Below are 17,245 nucleotides of genomic sequence, written 5' to 3' on the forward strand. Positions count from 1 at the left end.
GCGCCCGGGCAGGTCCGCCCGGCGGTTTTTTCTTTTGCGGCGCTGTGCGGGGGGGCGGGGGGGCCGGGCCCCCCCGTCCTGGCGTCGGGGGGGGGGGGGGGGGGCCCCCCCGCCCCCCCCCACCCCGGCCCTCGCTCATGTGAGGCAGGCCCCGGCCACGCCCCCGGTCGCCCTTCATGCGGTTGTCATGCGCGTGCCGCGCATCGTTCAGCGGTCGGGTCGCCCCGCCGGTGAGCCTCCCTCTGTCCGCGAGGCCACCGACGCAAGGGAGTTCGCCCATGACCGGACCAGCGCTGCCCGATCGCCGACGCCTTCTCGCGGCGGGCGCCGCGGTACTCGGTGCCGGCGCCACCGCTCAGTTATGGCGGCCGCGGTCCGCGCGCGCCGCCGAACCCCCGTTGCCCGACGGCGTGTTCAGCCGCGGGGTCGCCTCCGGGGACCCGCTGCCCGACGGCATCGTGCTGTGGACCCGGCTCGCCCCCGACCCGCTGAACGGCGGCGGCATGCCCGCGCGGGCGGTCCTGGTGGAGTGGGAGATCGCCGAGGACGAGCGGTGCCGCACCGCCGTACGGCGCGGCACCGCCCAGGCGCTGCCGGCGCGCGGACACACCGTCCACGTCGACGTCCGCGGACTGGGTGCCGGCCGCACGTACTGGTATCGCTTCCGGGCCGGCGGCCAGGTCTCACCCACCGGGCGCACCCGGACGGCTCCCCCGCGGACCGCTCCGGCGGACACCTGCGCATCGCGCTCGCCTCCTGCCAGAACTGGCAGAACGGCTACTTCACGCCGTACGCCGACATGCTCGACCAGGACCCGGACATCGTCCTGTTCGTCGGCGACTACATCTACGAGTCCCGGCCCTCCGCCACGGCGGTGCGCCGCCATGAGGGCAGCGACGAACCGTACAGCCTGGTCCAGTACCGCAACCGCCACGCGCAGTACCGCACCGACCCGCACCTCGCCGCGATGCACGCCGCCGCCCCCTGGGTGGTGACCTTCGACGACCATGAGGTGGACAACGACTACGCGGGCGAGGTCCCGCAGGACCCCGACAAACAGTCCCACGACGCCTTCACGGCCCGGCTGGCCGCCGCCTGCCAGGCGTACTACGAGCACATGCCGCTGCGGACGAGCGCGATCCCCACGGGTGCGCACATCCAGGTGTACCGGCGCCTGGAGTTCGGCCGCCTGGCCCGGCTCAACGTCCTGGACACCCGGCAGTTCCGCAGCAACCAGGCGACCGGCCAGGAGGGGTGCCCAGGACCCCTCGATGACCATGCTCGGCGCCCGGCAGAGGAAGTGGCTGCTGGACGGACTGCACCGCTCGCCGGCCCACTGGAACCTGGTCGCCTCGCTGATCATGATGGCCGAGACCGACCTGCAGGCCGGCCCGGGCGAGCTGTGGTTCTACGACGCCTGGGACGGCTACCAGACCGAACGCAACGCCCTGCTGAGGGAGTTCGCGAGGGTCCGCAACCCGGTGGTGCTCTCCGGCGACCGCCATCTGACGATGATCAGCGAACTCAGGCGGAACTTCGCCGACCCCGGCTCCGCCGTGGTGGGCGCCGAGTTCGTCGGCACCTCGATCTCCAGCGGCGGTGACCAGGACCTGGACGCCTTCCACCGCGAGTGGGATCCCCGGATCGCGGACAACCCGCACTGGAAGCTGATCGACGCCCACCGCGGCTACCACCTCTTCGACATCCGCCCCGACGGCATCGACACGAGGGTGCGGGTCCCGGAGACCGTGCTGCGACCGGAGGCCGCCTCCAGCACCTTCGCCCGGCTGCGGGTCGAGTCGGGTGTGCCCGGCGTGCGGCTGCTGTGAGCCGCGGCACATGAAGCCGTACGACAGGAGCCCGGGACGCGTCCGTGTCCCGGGCTTCTCTCACCTTCGTCTCAGGGAAACCTCTTACCCTTTCCTCGACCCCTGTCCGCCGACAGGGCGGTCCGCCCCGCGCGCGGTCACCGAACGCTGCGGCGCGCATGCCCTCGGTGAGCAGTCCCTGTTCCCGCCCGTCGTGACCGGAATGCAACACGGGGAAAGCGCGGCGATATCGCGCGAGAAACGTGTGGAGTCACTCACAGCAAATCCGGACAATTCGACCTGACCTCTCGGTAATGACGGAGGGTGAAAGGTAAATAACAGGTTGCGCGCACATATGCATCAGGCGGCGCTCACCTTGCACTTCGCTTACCGAAAGTGGGACCATTCGAAGGTTCCCTGAAGCCCCGAGGTAGGTCACCTGTGTCTGAGCGCATAGCCAAGCCCCGTACCACCGCAGTGATCCTGGCTGGTGGCACCGGTCAGCGCGTGGGTCTGTCGATTCCGAAGCAGCTGCTGAAGATCGCCGGCAAGGCGGTGATCGAGCACACGCTGACCACCTTCGAGAGCGCCGACTCCATCGACGACATCATCGTGCTGATGGCTCCGGGCTATGTGGCGGACGTCGAGAAGATCGTCGCCAAGGCGGGCTTCACCAAGGTGACGCACATCATCGAGGGCGGCTCGACCCGCAACGAGACCACCGAGCGCGCCATCACCCTGCTCGGCGAGGGCCTGGCCGAGGGCGAGGACCGCAACGTCCTGTTCCACGACGCCGTACGCCCCCTGCTGTCGCAGCGGGTCATCGACGACTGCGTCGCGGCCCTGGACCGCTACCAGGCTGTGGACGTCGCCATCCCCTCCGCGGACACCATCATCGTCACCCGCACACACGGCGAGGACGGCGAGTTCATCACCGAGATCCCGGACCGCTCCCGGCTGCGTCGCGGCCAGACCCCGCAGGCGTTCAAGCTGTCCACGATCCGCCGCGCCTACGAGGTCGCCGCCGGCGACCCCAACTTCCAGGCCACCGACGACTGCAGCGTCGTACTCAAGTACCTGCCGGACGTGCCGATCCACGTCGTGGCGGGTGACGAGTACAACATGAAGGTCACTCAGCCCGTCGACGTCTTCATCGCCGACAAGCTGTTCCAACTCGCCTCCACCACCGCGCCGGAGCAGAACGGCGAGGAGGTCTACCGGGAGCTCCTCACCGGCAAGACCGTCGTCGTCTTCGGCGGCTCGTACGGCATCGGTCAGGACATCGCCGAGCTGGCCCGCTCCTACGGCGCCACGGTGTACGCGCTGGGCCGATCCACCACCGGCACCCATGTCGAGAACCCGGAGGAGGTCGACGACGCGCTGTCCAAGGCGTACGCCGAGACCGGGCGCATCGACTACGTCGTCAACACCGCCGGCGTGCTGCGCATCGGCAAGCTCGCGGAGACCGACAACGCCACCATCGAGGAAGCGCTGAAGGTCAACTACCTGGCCCCGGTGCAGATCGCCCGCTCCTCCTACAAGTACCTCGCCGAGAGCGGTGGCCAGCTGCTGCTCTACACCTCCAGCAGCTACACGCGTGGCCGCGCCGAGTACAGCCTGTACTCCTCGACCAAGGCCGCCATGGTGAACCTCACCCAGGCCCTGTCCGACGAGTGGGCCGCCGACGGCATCCGCGTCAACTGCATCAACCCGGAGCGCACCGCCACCCCGATGCGCACCAAGGCCTTCGGCCAGGAGCCCTCGGGCTCGCTGCTGTCCTCCGAGGCCGTGGCGCGCGCCTCGCTCGACGTCCTGGTCTCCGAACTCACCGGCCATGTCATCGACGTGCGCCAGCAGGACCCGACGGCCGGTGCGGGCAGGGCTACCGGCTTCGACGCGGCCCTGGCCGCCGTCCTGGACCGTCAGGACGGCGTGGCGTAATCAGCGGTTCACCGGTGTTCCGGAACTCAGGCCTCTGTGATGGCGCGGCGAACGCGCGGGCACAGGGGCCTGAGCCGTAGAACTCCGGACCGGAAACACCGGAGACATTCCGTTCGGGATTTCTTCCGGTGGCCTTTTCCGGGACCTTCCCCGAGCCTCATTCCGAGTCTCTTTCCGAACCGCTTTCCCCAGTCCTTTCCATCTCTTTCCCGCTGCTTTTCGAAGCGGTTCATCCGTACCTCCACCGGCACTCCCCTCCAAGAGCAGGTTCCTCCGTGATTTCCACCGCTATACGCGTTGCCCGGGTGGGCAGTGCGGCCGAGCTGGCCGCGGCGGCCCTCATGATGCTGGGCTACCCCGCGCTCATGCTGGCCGCGCTCCTCCCGAGCGTCGGTGCCTTCGCGGCCGCGGCCGCAGTGACGTACCTGGCGGACCACTATCTGCACCGGCGCGGCAGTTATCTGATCAGTCGCCTCAGCAAGGTGCGGGCCGGTCTGTCCATCCGGTTCCTGATCCGGCAGCTGCTGCTGGTCCTGCTCCTGGCCCGGGCCCCCCTCGCGGACCTGGTCTTCTATGTGGCGATCGGGTGCTTCATCGCCTTCTACGCCTTCCAGGCCCCGCACGGCGCCCTGGTGACGCTGATCCGCAACCGCCGCCGGATGCCGGTCGCCACCCGCAACGTGGACCTCGGCTCGCGGATCCGCATCCCGGACGCCCCGCCGCGGGGGCTGCTCGACCGCGCCGCGGAGAAGATGCTCCACCTCGACCTGGTGGCGGTCGCCGGTCTGCTCGTCACGGCGGCCACGGGCACATCCGTCTACGGCTTCGTGGGCGCCGCGGTCACCCTGGCGCTGGCCTTCCTCTACGTCGCCGCGCTCGTCCCCTATGTACGCGGCAAGAAGACCCCGCCCAAAGCGGAGCGGGTGCTCGCGGCCGTCGACAGCTGGCTGCGCGAGTACCGCCCGGAGACGGTGCTGTACTTCTCGGGGTCCAAGGACTCCGCGTACCAGGTCAACATGTGGCTGCAGACGATGGAGCAGCTGGAGACCCGCCCGCTGATCCTCCTGCGCGAGCGCGTCATCCTGCAGAACCTCGCGCCCACCACGGTCCCCGTCATCTGCGTGCCCGGAGGAGTGAACCTGATGAACATGGACCTGTCCTCCGTGCAGGTCGCGCTGTACGCGGCGAACGTCGGCAAGAACATCCACATGCTGCGCGTGCCGACGATGAAGCACGTCTTCATCGGCCACGGCGACAGCGACAAGCTCGCCAGCGTCAACCCGTTCAGCAAGGTGTACGACGAGGTGTGGACCGCCGGCCGCGCGGGCCGCGACCGCTACGCCATCGCCGACGTCGGGGTCCGCGACGACGACATCGTCGAGGTCGGCCGTCCGCAGCTCGCGCCCATCCAGCCCGCGGGGGGCGTGCCCGAGGACCGCATCCCGACGATCCTCTACGCCCCCACCTGGGAGGGCTGGGACGACAACCCGGGCAACACCTCGATCCTGCTGGCCGGCGAGAACATCGTGCGCACCCTGATCCAGGCCGACCCGCCGGTCCGCGTCCTGTACAAGCCGCACCCGTTCACCGGCACCCGCAGCGCCAAGGCGGCCGCAGCCCACCGGCGGATCACCGCCCTGGTCGAGAAGGCCGCCGCGGAGCGCGCCGCCGACCCGCGCTTCGCGACGGACGCCGCCGCCCAGACGCAGGCCAAGGCCGAGCTGGTGCGCATCGAGGCCCGCCTCGCCGAGCTGGCCGGGTCCACCGGGGACAAGGGCGACGAGGCCGAGGCGACCCGCGACGGTGTGGTCGACGTCGCGCGGCACGAGGAGATCGCCCGGCTGCGCGACGAGTGGAACGACGCCTACTGGCGCTCCTTCGGCAGCTGGGAGCACCGCGTCATCACGGGTGCCGAGCCGCGCCTGTACGACTGCTTCAACGTCTCCGAGGCGATGGTCTCGGACATCTCCAGCGTCGTCTCCGACTTCATCGCGAGCGGCAAGCCGTACGCCGTCACCGACTCCGCGGAGCTGGGCGTCGAGGAGTTCAAGCTGCAGAACACCGCGGTGCGCGCGGCCGTGATCCTGTCGAACTCGGCGCGCGAGCTGCCCGAGCTGCTGGCCGCCGTGCGCGCGCCGGAGGCCGACCCGCTGGCCGCCGACCGCCAGGATCTCAAGCAGTATCTCCTCGGGCCGGACGAGCCCACGTCCATGGAGCAGTTCAACTCCGCGGTGCACCAGCTGGCGCAGAAGGCCGAGGCCCGCAACCGCGGCCAGGAGGCCGGCACCCGGGCGGCCGTCGCCGGGAACGCGAACGCGGTGCCCGGCCAGCGCACCGCCGGCCAGGCGAGCGACGCGGTCAAGGGCTGACCGCGACGGGACACGGGGCCCGGTGACCGAGGACTCCTCGGTCACCGGGCCCTTTCCTGTTTCTTACCGAAGCCGCATACGGTGTTTTCTGTATGTTCACCATGTGATCTGCGCCACGAAACCTTCGGGCAAAGGCAACCCCTGTGCGCCGGCGGCTGTCTTGTCGGCAAGCGATCGATGCGATACGGGGATATCCCGTGACGAGGGGGAAGCGTGACCGTTGCGCAGCCTGATGTGAGTGTGATCATCGGGGCGTACGAGGCGATGCCGTACCTGGTCGACTGTCTGCGGTCCGTAGAGGACCAGACCCTCGACCCCGCACGCATCGAGGTGATCGCGGTCGACGACGGTTCGACGGACGGCACCGCGGACTACCTGGACGAGTTCGCCGAGCGGGCCCCCATGACGGTCACCGTCATCCATCAGAAGAACTCCGGCGGCCCCAGCGGTCCCCGCAACGTCGCCCTCGGCGAGGCGCGCGGACGGTACGTCTTCTTCCTCGACGCGGACGACCGGCTCGGCACCGAGGCGCTGGAGCGCATGGTCACCATGGCCGACGAGCAGGGGACGGACGTCGTCCTCGGCAAGGTCGTGGGCGTCAACCGCACCGCCCCGAAGTCGATGTGGGGCAAGACCCTGCCGCGCACCGACGTCTTCTCGTCGCAGATCAAGTTCACGCTGAGCGCGCAGAAGCTCTTCCGCCACGAGCTGCTCACCCGGCACGGCATGCGGTTCGACGAGACGCTCAAGACCGGCGAGGACGCGCTGTTCACGATGGAGGCGTACCTCCGCGCGGACGGCATCTCCGTGATCTCCGACTACACCTGCTACTACCTGGTCGGACGCGACGACGGCAAGCACGTCACCAAGAGCGGCAGCTACACCCTGCGCTTCGACTCCGCCCGCGCCCTCATGCGGCTGATCGCCGACATGGTGCCCGCCGGACCGCGCCGCGACTCCCTGATGCTGCGCCCCTTCCTCATCACTCTGCTTCCGCAGTTCGGCCCCGGCTTCCTGACGGACAGCGAGGAGGTCCGCGCCCACAAGCTGGAGCTGGCCAAGCCGCTGATGGACGCGCACTGGCACGAGGGCATCGCCCGCCGGCTCAAGGTCAACGAGCGGCTGCGGCTGCACCTGGTGGCGCGGGGCCGGGCCGATCTGCTCGCCGACGTCGTGCAGTTCGTGAAGGCGAAGAAGGCCCCCACCGCGCACCTGGACGCCCGCGTCGGCAAGGCGTATCTCGCCTACCCGCACTTCCGCGACCGCGCGGCCGGGCTCCCGGACGACTGGTTCGTGCCGACGACCCGCGAGACGGTCACCATCGAGGCGTTCAAGGCGACGACGTCGGTCGCCTTCCCGCGGCTGCGCAAGGCCGCCCGGAAGGTGCTCAAGGTGCGCCGCGCGGCCTGAGGTCCGAGACCGGCTGTGAGCCCCCGGTCACTCCCCGGTGGTCCGCCCACTGGACCGGTGAGCGATGCCCGGCCCCCTTCGCGTAGATTGCGGGGCGGGGCAGCCGCATCGACGTGAGGGAACCGAGGGCAAGGTGGCAGGGGCAAGGCAGGCCGTGAGCGAGGCCCACAGGATCGTCGTCAAGGTGGGCTCTTCCTCACTGACCACGGCCGCGGGCGGGCTCGACGCCGACCGGGTCGACGCCCTCGTCGACGTCCTCGCCAGACACCGAAAGCAGGGTGTGGCCCAAAAGACCGCGGTCGAAGGCGGCGGCGGGAGACGGGTGGGCGGGGGAGAGAAGGAGATCGTCCTCGTCTCCTCCGGCGCCATCGCGGCCGGCCTCGCCCCCCTCGGGCTGCGCCGCCGCCCCCGGGACCTGGCCCGGCAGCAGGCCGCCGCCAGCGTCGGCCAGGGCCTCCTGGTGGCCCGCTACACGGCCTCCTGCGCCCGCCACGGCATCCGCGTCGGCCAGGTGCTGCTCACCTCCGACGACACCAGCCGCCGCGCCCATCACCGCAACGCCTCCCGCACCCTCGACAAGCTCCTCGCGATGGGCGCCCTGCCGATCGTCAACGAGAACGACACGGTCGCCACGGACGAGATCCGCTTCGGCGACAACGACCGGCTCGCCGCGCTCGTCGCCCACCTCGTCCACGCCGACCTGCTGGTCCTGCTGTCGGACGTGGACGGTGTCTACGACGGGGACCCGAGCAGGCCCGGCACCTCGCGGATAGCTCAGGTGAGGGGACCGGAGGACCTGGCGCACGTGGAGATCGGCAGCGCGGGCAAGGCGGGCGTCGGCACCGGAGGCATGGTCACCAAGGTCGAGGCGGCCCGGATCGCGGCGGCGGCCGGCATCCCCGTGGTGCTCACCTCCGCCGTGCACGCCGCCGACGCCCTCGCGGGCCGCGACACCGGCACCTACTTCCACCCGACCGGCAAGCGCTCCGCCGACCGGCTGCTGTGGCTGCAGCACGCCTCCACCCCGCAGGGCGCGCTCACGCTCGACGACGGGGCCGTGCGCGCGGTCGTCGAACGCCGCACCTCCCTGCTGCCGGCCGGCATCGCGGCGGTCGAGGGCGAGTTCACCGCCGGAGACCCCGTGGAACTGCGTGACAGCCAGGGGCGGGCGGTGGCGCGCGGGCTCGTGAATTTCGACGCCAAGGAGATCCCCCGGCTGATCGGCCGCTCGACGCGGGAACTGGCACGCGAATTGGGCCCCGCCTACGAACGCGAGGTCGTCCACCGGGACGACCTGGTCCTCCTGCACCCCTAACGGCTCGAAAAGCCCGCCTCGCGGGCCGGTCCGGTGGGGGACGTTCCGTAAAACCGCCCCGCGGACCCGTGCGGCCTGCTCAACTTTGTCTCGGGAACCCATTCCGCACGAGCACGGACACGAGCACTGCAAAGGAGGCCGTCGTGAGACGAGTGCGCCCTGGAGCGGCGACGTCCCGCGGTCGTGGTACCTCCGGCACCGTTCGCAGCGGTGCCCCCCGTGCGGCGGGCGAGGAGCGCGCACTGACCAGCGTCGCGGCCGGTCACGCCTGCGACGAGCCCGGCGATGTCCCCCGCCTGTGGCACGTCACGCTCAGCCTCGCCGGGGACGAGGCGCCGCTGACCGAGGTACGGCGCGCCCTGGAACAGCTCGCCCACGACCACCCCTTCCTGCTGACCAGCCGCTACGCGGGCGACCACGCGGAGATCCGCTACTGGGAGGAGGCCCGCGACCTCCACGACGCCGCCGCGGTCGCACTGCGGCTGTGGGGCGAGCACCGCCGCAGCGCGGGACTCCCGCCCTGGGAGATCGTCGGCCTGGAGGTCATCGACCGCGACACCTACCACCAGCGGGTCGCCGAGGGGCAGGGACCGCCACGGGCGACACCGGTCGGAGTTCACCCGTTTTGAGTGCGTCTCGGGGTGTAAGACGTCCGTCGGTCGGCCGCGCCCGGCGCACTACCCTTCCCTCATGACCACGCTCTCGCCGTACGACTCCATGTCCCCGGTCGCCCAGACCGCCTACCGGGCCCGGGCCGCCGCCGCCGACCTCGCTCCGCTGCCGCGCGCGGAGAAGGACGACGCGCTGCTCGCGGTCGCGGACGCTCTGGAGGTCCGTACGAGCGAGATCGTCGAGGCGAACGCCAAGGACATCGCCAAGGCCCGCGAGGCCGGCACCAGCGAGGCGATCATCGACCGGCTGACCCTCACGCCCGAGCGGATCCGCGCCATCGCCTCCGATGTGCGGGACGTCGCCGCCCTGCCCGACCCGGTCGGCGAGGTCGTCCGCGGCTCCACCCTCCCCAACGGCATCGACCTGCGCCAGGTCCGCGTTCCGCTCGGCGTCGTCGGCATCATCTACGAGGCCCGGCCGAACGTGACCGTCGACGCCGCCGCCCTGTGCCTGAAGTCCGGGAACGCGGTGCTGCTGCGCGGCTCGTCCTCCGCGTACGAGTCGAACACCGCCCTCGTGCGGGTCCTGCGTGACGCGGTGGGCGGTGCGGGGCTGCCCGCCGATGCCGTCCAGCTCGTCCCCGGTGAGAGCCGCGAGTCGGTGCACGAGCTGATGCGCGCCCGCGGACTGGTCGACGTGCTCATCCCGCGTGGCGGCGCCTCCCTGATCCGCACGGTGGTGGAGGAGTCCACGGTGCCGGTGATCGAGACCGGCACCGGCAACTGCCACGTCTACGTCGACGCCCAGGCCGACATCGACATGGCGATCGAGATCCTGATCAACTCCAAGGCCCAGCGGGTGAGCGTGTGCAACTCCGCCGAGACGCTCCTCGTCCACCAGGACATCGCCCCCGAGTTCCTGCCGCGCGCCCTGGACGCCCTCGCGGACGCCGGGGTCACCGTGCACGCCGACGCGCGGGTGATGGCCTACGCCAAGGACTCCCGGGCCACGGTGGTGGAGGCCACGCCGGAGGACTGGGACACCGAGTACCTCTCGTACGACATCGCCGCCGCGGTCGTGGACTCGCTGGACAAGGCCGTGCAGCACATCCGGCTGTGGAGCTCCGGTCACACCGAGGCGATCGTCACCACCTCGCAGCAGGCCGCTCGCCTGTTCACCCGACTGGTCGACTCGACCACGGTCGCCGTGAACGCCTCGACGCGCTTCACCGACGGCGGCCAGTTCGGCTTCGGCGCGGAGATCGGCATCTCCACGCAGAAGCTGCACGCCAGGGGCCCGATGGGCCTGCCGGAGCTGACCAGCACCAAGTACATCGTCACCGGCGACGGGCATGTACGGCGCTGAGCGGACGCTCAGCCAGGGGCCGTTCGTCGCCCCTGGCAACCACCTGTGAATCCCGTCTCGCCAGGCGGTTGAATTTCCTTACCGTCTGCCCAAATTGACCCCTCAGGTCTACTCTGGATCCGTGCCGGAGGACGTGGGGGGCACGCCGTTCGCTGACGGCCGGGAGCCCGACGACGACCGCGACCGCGGAGGTATGGACGAAGAGTTCGCCTCCGTGGTCTTCGACGAGGCCTTCGTCCGGGCGGCCGTGGTCCACGAACCGACGGCCGTGGAGAGACTCCTGGCCGCCGCACAGGCCCGCGCGGAGGCCCAGGAGACCGAGGCACGCCGGGCGCACAGCCGGGGCACCCACCCTGACGACGGATTCGGCCCCGACGGGGACGGCGTCTTCGGCCACCACCGGGAACTGGACGACCTGGACGACGCGGAGTTCCTGGAGGGCCGCTACGGCCCCTCGGGCGTCTGGGGCAGGCCGTACGGCAAGGCCGCCCGCTGGCACCGTCCGGTCGCCTGGATACTCGCCCTCGTGATGGGCATAGGCATGGTCGCGCTGGCCTTCACCGCGGTCTACCGGGGCGGTTCCGCGGGCCGACAGGAGGTCCCGCCGACCGCCCCGACGGGTCTGGAGCAGGGCCAGGGCACCAGCGTCGGCCCGGGCCCCTCGATCTCCGCGGAGAGCTCGCCCCCGGCCTTCTCGGCCGTACCGCGGACGCCCTGAGGTCCGCTCGGATTCCGTTCGAAAAACCTGGTGAGAACCTGTCAGAAGTTGTCGTGTACCAGGGCGTTTACCGGGGCTCCAGGAGACCTACTCTGAAAGTATGGGCGGGCCTGGAGACCCACCTGAGGGGACGCCCGAGGGTGCTCCCGGCGGTGGCGAGGACGAGTACCGATCCGTCGTGTTCGACGAGTCGTTCGTCCGTGCTGCCCGCCTCCAGGAGTACTCCGCCCAGGAGCGCATGGCCGACCACGCCCCGGCCGTACGCCGCCGCCCGGCGCTGCACCGCGGGCTGCCCCGGCAGGCGCTGATCCTCGTCCTGCTGATCGCGCTCGCCTTCGGCACCGCCGTCTACATGGGAGTGCGCCACCCCTCCCAGGTACCCAAGGCCCAGCTCGTCGAACAGCTGCGGATGACGGTGATACCGCTGGCCCCCCAGTCCGCCGTGCCCGGCGCCGTGAACCCCGAGGCCCTGTACGACCACAGCCCCGCCGCCCAGTTCCGCACCGGCGCCGAGGGCTTCACCCTGCCCCCCGTCCGGCGCACCGCGCACTTCTCCGAGAGCCAGGTCGTCGCCGCCGTCACCATCGCGAAGGACTACCTCGTGGCGTCCTCGCTCGACCCGGACGTCCTCACCGGCGACACCGTGCGGGGGGTGCGCCTCCTGGTCGCCCCCCAGCAGCTCGACCAGTTCGACCAGAGCTTCTACCGCCCCGCCGCGGACGGGAGGCACTCGCCCACCGGCTGGCTCGTCCGCTTCGACCCCGCGCATGTGCAGCTGGCCGACCACCGGATCCGCGTCCAGGGCACGCTGCAGGCGGTGGAGCCCAGCTCCGACGCCCTGGAAGTCACCGCCGACCACACTCTCGTCTACGCGCTGAAGCCGGCCGGCGCGGATGCGAGGGCGAAGGCCTCGCTGGTCACCGTGCGACGCGAGCTGACCTTCCGCTTCGACCGCGACGACCTGCGGACGCACCAGGCCGAGCTGCTCACCTCGTACGTCCAGGCGGGCCCGCTCGCCTGCGGCGGGGACACCGCGGACCACCTCAGCCCGCTGCTCGCGGGCCAGACCGCCAAGGCGGGGGCACCGCCCGGTACGAACCCGTACGAGACGGACAGTGCCACGGCCCTGTGCGGCACCCTGTCCTCCAGCGCGCAGCCGAGCGTCTGACGCCCGGAGAGACCCGGCGGGCGGCCGGGAGCCGCCGCCGGGCCCCGGCGGGTGCCACAGGGACCCCAGCGGGCGGCCAGAGCCCTGGGCGGCCGCCAGAGGCCGCGCTCGGCCCGCGCGGGCCGCTCAGCCCTTGGCGTTCCCGGTGTCGTCGTCCGGGTGGCTGTCGCCCGGGCGGCTGTCGTCGGGGCCGCCGTCCTCGTCACGCTGGTCGCTGTGGTCGCCGTGGTCGCGCGGGGTGTCCTTGGGGGCGCCGCTCGCGAAGCCCGTGAAGCCGCGCTTCACTCGGCCCCCGAGGTCGCCCGCGCCGCCCGCCAGGTCGCTGACCAGCTTCATCAGCGGGTCCTTGGACTGCTTCACATCGTTCGCGTAGTGGGCGGCCGACTGGCGGAAGGAGTCCGACACCGAGGTGTCCTTGTCCTCGCCGCGCCGGTCGTAGTGACCGTCCATGATCCGCTGGTGGTCACGGGACTCGGCCCACTTCTTCAGCTCGGCCGCACGGACCGCCGCGAAGGGATGCGTACGCGGCAGGACGTTCAGGATCTTCAGCACGGAGTCGCGCAGATCGCCCCCGGCCTCGTACTCCTCGGCCTGCTCCAGGAAGGCGTCCACGTTCATCTCGTGCAGATGGTTGCCGCCCGCGATCTTCATCAGCCCGCGCATCGAGGCCTGAAGATCCTGCCCGACCAGGAGCCCGGCCCGGTCGGCCGACAGCTCCGACTTGCGGAACCACTCCCGCAACGCGGTCACGATCGCCATGATCGCGAGGTTGCCCAGCGGGATCCACGCGACCCGGACCGCGAGATTGGTGAGGAACAGCAGGATGGTCCGGTAGACGGAGTGGCCGGAGAGGGCGTGCCCCACCTCGTGGCCCACGACCGCCCGCATCTCCTCCTCGTCCAGGAGCTCCACGAGTCCGGTGGTCACGACGATGATCGGCTCGTCCAGGCCGATGCACATCGCGTTCGGCTGCGGGTCCTGCGTCACGTACATCGGCGGGACCTTGTCCACGTCGAGGATGTAACAGGCGTCCCGCAGCATGTCGTCGAGGTGGGCGAACTGCGCGTCCGAGACCCGCACCGAGTCGGAGAGGAACAGCAGCCGCAGGCTCCGCTCGGGCAGCAGACCGCTGAGCACCTTGAAGACCGTGTCGAAGCCGCTCAGCTTGCGCAGGGCCACCAGGGCCGAGCGGTCCGCCGGGTGTTCGTACGTGCGTGAGGAGATTCCCGGAAAACGCCGGCGCCGCCTGCTCGGCACGGTGCCGTGCCCCTGGCCGGACGCGTTCTGCCCAAGACCGTCGTCGGACATGTGTTCCCCCATGTATCTGATGGCCGGATGGATCGCGGGTCCCTCGCGGATCGCGACCGAGCGACGAGCGAGGACCCTATGTGCCCCCGAAGCGGAGTCCAGCCTAGGCGGAGATACCGTGGCAGGGCAGCACACGTAAGGAGCGATCCCATGGAGCACATGTCCGCCGCCTGGCTCACCGAGGCCGCGCAGGCCGCCGATCGACAGGGCGCGGGCGATCTGCTCCGTGTCGTGCTGATCGTGATGGTCCTCGGCTGCGTCCTGACCGCGTGGTTCCTGCTGCGCGGCTACAAGCGCAAGTGACGGCCCGCGGGCGCACGGCCACCGACCGGCCGTGCCCCGCCCGGCGCCGGAGCCGGCCCGACCGGAGCCGGCCTGCCTCTGAGCCGGCCCTGAACGGCGGAGTCGGCCTGAACGGCGGAGTCGGCGTGATCGACGCGACGGCGCCCGCATACGATGAGCCGACGTCTTTATCCCGCCCACACCGGATAGGTTCTGCTGAAGATGAGCTTCCACAGCACCGCTGCCCAGTTGGCCACCCTCGCAGAGGGCGAGACCGAGCGCCACGCGAGCATCAGCCCCTTCATGACGGGCGGCGCCGCCCTCGTCATCCTGCTGCTGCTGCTGTGGATCACCACCCGCTTCAACCGCGACCGCTGAGTCCGGCACCGGGCCCGGCCCCGGCCGCCCGCGGGGGCCTGTCGGCCGGGACCTGTCGGCCGGGCCGGTAGGGTCTGCACGCATGGGAGAGCACCACATGCCCACCGGTCCGGCGAAGGGCACACGAACCGGCCCCGGCAGCGGCCCGTCCAACCCGGGCAAACGCCGGCTCGGCGTCATGGGCGGAACGTTTGACCCGATCCACCACGGGCACCTGGTCGCGGCCAGTGAGGTCGCCGCGCAGTTCCACCTCGACGAGGTGGTGTTCGTGCCCACCGGGCAGCCGTGGCAGAAGACCGACCGCACGGTCTCCGCGGCCGAGGACCGCTATCTGATGACGGTCATCGCGACCGTCGAGAACCCTCAGTTCTCGGTGAGCCGCATCGACATCGACCGCGGCGGCCCCACCTACACCACGGACACCCTGCGCGATCTGAAGGCCCTCAACCCGGACACCGACATCTTCTTCATCACCGGTGCCGACGCGCTGAGCCAGATCCTCACCTGGCGCTACACGGACGAGTTGTTCTCCCTGGCGCACTTCATCGGCGTCACCCGCCCCGGCCACACCCTGGCCGACCCCGGCCTGCCCGAGGGCGGCGTCTCGCTGGTCGAGGTTCCCGCGCTCGCCATCTCGTCCACAGATTGCCGTGCGAGAGTCGCCAAGGGCGAACCCGTCTGGTATCTGGTGCCGGACGGTGTGGTGCGCTACATCGACAAACGGCAGCTGTACCGCGGCGAGTGAGCCGAGAGGGGCACCGGTGAACGACCGATACGACGGGTACGCGGGCGGCGACCAGTACGAACTCGTCGGCTACGACGAGTTCGGGCAGCCTGTGTACCAGCAGGTGCCGACACAGCGCACCGCGCAGGGCTACGACCCCTACGGCACGCAGCAGCACCAGCAGCCCCCGGGCCAGCAACAGCCCCAGGGCTACGGCTACGACCCCTACGCGAGCGGTCCTCAGCAGCCCCGGCCGCCGTATCACCAGGGTCAGCAGCACTCCCCTTACGACACCGACACCGGCACGCAGCCGCCCACCGCGTCGTACGACTCCTACGCCCCGTACGACACCCCCACGGCCGGCGGCTACGATCCGTACGGCCGGCCCTCAACCAGCGGACAGCAGCCGCGTGTTGCCGAGCAGACGGCCTACATCCCCCAGCAGGCGGGCCCGGCCGACAGCGGTCCGGGACACGACGGCGACCCGGCGGGTGCCACCAAACGCGGTGCCGCGGGACGTTCCGGGACCGCCCCGAAGGATCCGCACGGCGACCGCGACGCGAGCAACGAGCAGTTCGCCTTCGCCGAGGAACCCGACGGCGACCCCGAAGACGTCATCGACTGGCTGAAGTTCACCGAGAACCGCACCGAGCGCCGCGAGGAGGCCAAGCGCCGCGCCCGCAGCCGGGTCGTCGCCCTGGTCGTGGTCGTCGCCCTGGCCGCCGTCGGCGGTGTCGGCTACCTCTGGTACGCGGGCCGGCTGCCCGGCACCTCCTCCGGCGGCAAGTCCGCCACGACCACGGCCACCGGCGCCCAGAACCGTGACGTGCTCGTCGTCCATCTGCACAACACCAAGGGCGGCGGCACCTCCACCGCGCTGCTCGTCGACAACACCACCCTCAAGCAGGGCGCCACCGTCCTGCTGCCCAACTCCCTCGGGCTGACCTCCGACGACGGCTCCACGACCACCCTCGCCAAGTCGGTCTCCGACGACGGCTCCTCCGGCACCAGCGACGCCATCGACTCCGCCCTGGGCACCAAGATCGAGGGCTCCTGGCGGCTCGACACCCCCTACCTCAACAACCTCGTCGAGCTGGTCGGCAACATCGATGTCACCACCGACGCCGACGTCCCCGACCCGGACAGCAAGAAGAAGGGCGGCTCCCCCCTCGTCCACAAGGGGCAGGACCAGACCCTCAGCGGCAAGATGGCCGTCGCCTACGCCACCTACCGCGCCCCCGGCGAGGCCCAGGACGCCCAGCTGGAGCGGTTCGGGCAGGTGATGCAGGGCGTGCTGCGCAAGCTGTCCTCGGACCCGCAGGCCGCGACGACCACCGTGCAGACGCTCGCCCAGATCCTCGACCCGCCACTGACCGACAAGGACCTCGGCAGCTTCCTCGCCAAGCTCGCCGACCGCGCCAAGGAGGGCGCCTACAAGACCGCGCTGCTGCCGGTCCGGTCAGACGGCACCGTCAACGACAGCGACACCGTGGTCAAGACACTGCTCGGCGGCACCGTGAAGAGCCCCCAGGCCGGCGACGCCGTGCGAGTCGGCATCCAGAACGCCACCGGCTCCAAGGCCACCGCGGAACAGGCCCGCGTCGCCCTCGTCAACGGCGGTTACACCTTCGTCGACGGCGGTACCGGAGCCGTCCAGACCGCGTCCCGGGTCACCTACGCCGACGACGGCGACAAGGAGAACGCGATCGAGGTCGCCAAGACCCTGGGCCTGCCCACCAGCGCCGTACAGAAGGGCAAGGTCACCTCGAACGCCGAGGTCTCCGTCGTCCTCGGGCAGAACTACAAGGCGAGCTCGTGACAGGGGCCACACACCGGGCGCGGGGTGT

General features: G+C 70.9%; 13 protein-coding genes and 1 pseudogene. 13 read left to right on the forward strand and 1 reads right to left on the reverse strand.

Translation table 11 applies throughout. The annotated features are described in order from the left end of the window. The first annotated feature begins 278 nt into the window (after nt 1-278). The 9 genes and pseudogenes from AB0L95_RS27990 to AB0L95_RS28030 all read left to right on the forward strand — a co-directional run bounded on the left by AB0L95_RS27990 (nt 279) and on the right by AB0L95_RS28030 (nt 12,706). Nucleotides 279-1,829 (forward strand): annotated as a pseudogene (locus AB0L95_RS27990) (alkaline phosphatase D family protein). A 420-nt stretch (nt 1,830-2,249) separates the two neighbouring features. Further along, nucleotides 2,250-3,749, forward strand: a complete 1,500-nt coding sequence (locus AB0L95_RS27995) for a bifunctional cytidylyltransferase/SDR family oxidoreductase (RefSeq protein WP_365165927.1) — start codon at nt 2,250-2,252, stop codon at nt 3,747-3,749. A 275-nt stretch (nt 3,750-4,024) separates the two neighbouring features. Next, nucleotides 4,025-6,118, forward strand: a complete 2,094-nt coding sequence (locus tag AB0L95_RS28000; RefSeq protein WP_365165929.1) for a hypothetical protein — start codon at nt 4,025-4,027, stop codon at nt 6,116-6,118. Between the two features lie 213 nt (nt 6,119-6,331). After that, nucleotides 6,332-7,528 (forward strand): glycosyltransferase, encoded by a 1,197-nt coding sequence (locus AB0L95_RS28005; RefSeq protein ID WP_365165931.1) that lies wholly within the window; start codon nt 6,332-6,334, stop codon nt 7,526-7,528. A 154-nt stretch (nt 7,529-7,682) separates the two neighbouring features. Then, nucleotides 7,683-8,843: a glutamate 5-kinase gene (gene proB / locus AB0L95_RS28010; RefSeq protein ID WP_365165933.1), complete on the forward strand. Its 1,161-nt coding sequence runs from the start codon at nt 7,683-7,685 to the stop codon at nt 8,841-8,843. Nucleotides 8,844-8,986: 143 nt separating this feature from the next. Next, complete coding sequence (locus AB0L95_RS28015) at nt 8,987-9,472, forward strand: hypothetical protein (protein ID WP_365165935.1); 486 nt, start codon at nt 8,987-8,989, stop codon at nt 9,470-9,472. 61 nt (nt 9,473-9,533) lie between these two features. Further along, nucleotides 9,534-10,820: a glutamate-5-semialdehyde dehydrogenase gene (locus AB0L95_RS28020; protein ID WP_365165937.1), complete on the forward strand. Its 1,287-nt coding sequence runs from the start codon at nt 9,534-9,536 to the stop codon at nt 10,818-10,820. Nucleotides 10,821-10,914: 94 nt separating this feature from the next. Next, nucleotides 10,915-11,538, forward strand: a complete 624-nt coding sequence (locus AB0L95_RS28025) for a hypothetical protein (RefSeq protein ID WP_365165939.1) — start codon at nt 10,915-10,917, stop codon at nt 11,536-11,538. A gap of 100 nt (nt 11,539-11,638) precedes the next feature. Beyond that, nucleotides 11,639-12,706: a hypothetical protein gene (locus AB0L95_RS28030; RefSeq protein WP_365165941.1), complete on the forward strand. Its 1,068-nt coding sequence runs from the start codon at nt 11,639-11,641 to the stop codon at nt 12,704-12,706. 126 nt (nt 12,707-12,832) lie between these two features. On the opposite strand, the gene AB0L95_RS28035 is transcribed toward AB0L95_RS28030, so the two are convergent. Then, nucleotides 12,833-14,014 carry a M48 family metallopeptidase gene (locus AB0L95_RS28035; protein WP_365165943.1) on the reverse strand — a complete coding sequence of 394 codons (1,182 nt, stop codon included), beginning with the start codon at nt 14,012-14,014 and terminating at the stop codon, nt 12,833-12,835. Between the two features lie 150 nt (nt 14,015-14,164). On the opposite strand from AB0L95_RS28035, the gene AB0L95_RS28040 reads away from it, so the two are divergent. The 4 genes from AB0L95_RS28040 (at nt 14,165) to AB0L95_RS28055 (ending at nt 17,217) form a co-directional block, all read left to right on the forward strand. Then, entirely contained in the window at nt 14,165-14,317 is a 153-nt protein-coding gene (locus tag AB0L95_RS28040; RefSeq protein ID WP_365165945.1) for a hypothetical protein, read from the forward strand. A 201-nt stretch (nt 14,318-14,518) separates the two neighbouring features. After that, on the forward strand, nt 14,519-14,674 hold the full coding sequence (locus AB0L95_RS28045) for a hypothetical protein (RefSeq protein WP_355919806.1): 156 nt from the start codon (nt 14,519-14,521) through the stop codon (nt 14,672-14,674). Nucleotides 14,675-14,756: 82 nt separating this feature from the next. Then, nucleotides 14,757-15,419 (forward strand): nicotinate-nucleotide adenylyltransferase, encoded by a 663-nt coding sequence (gene nadD, locus AB0L95_RS28050; RefSeq protein WP_365165947.1) that lies wholly within the window; start codon nt 14,757-14,759, stop codon nt 15,417-15,419. 16 nt (nt 15,420-15,435) lie between these two features. Then, entirely contained in the window at nt 15,436-17,217 is a 1,782-nt protein-coding gene (locus tag AB0L95_RS28055) for an LCP family protein (protein ID WP_365165949.1), read from the forward strand. Nucleotides 17,218-17,245: the final 28 nt, after the last annotated feature.

The sequence above is a fragment of the Streptomyces sp. NPDC052036 genome (assembly GCF_040680495.1).
Classification (GTDB): Bacteria; Actinomycetota; Actinomycetes; order Streptomycetales; family Streptomycetaceae; genus Streptomyces.

Excerpts from the sequence above, each read along its gene's own strand:
- AB0L95_RS28020 (WP_365165937.1), top strand. The coding sequence starts at position 9,534 with ATGACCACGCTCTCGCCGTACGACTCCATGTCCCCGGTCGCCCAGACC.
- AB0L95_RS28030 (WP_365165941.1), top strand. The coding sequence starts at position 11,639 with ATGGGCGGGCCTGGAGACCCACCTGAGGGGACGCCCGAGGGTGCTCCC.
- AB0L95_RS28035 (WP_365165943.1), bottom strand. The coding sequence starts at position 14,014 with ATGTCCGACGACGGTCTTGGGCAGAACGCGTCCGGCCAGGGGCACGGC.
- AB0L95_RS28040 (WP_365165945.1), top strand. The coding sequence starts at position 14,165 with ATGGAGCACATGTCCGCCGCCTGGCTCACCGAGGCCGCGCAGGCCGCC.
- AB0L95_RS28045 (WP_355919806.1), top strand. The coding sequence starts at position 14,519 with ATGAGCTTCCACAGCACCGCTGCCCAGTTGGCCACCCTCGCAGAGGGC.
- nadD (WP_365165947.1), top strand. The coding sequence starts at position 14,757 with ATGGGAGAGCACCACATGCCCACCGGTCCGGCGAAGGGCACACGAACC.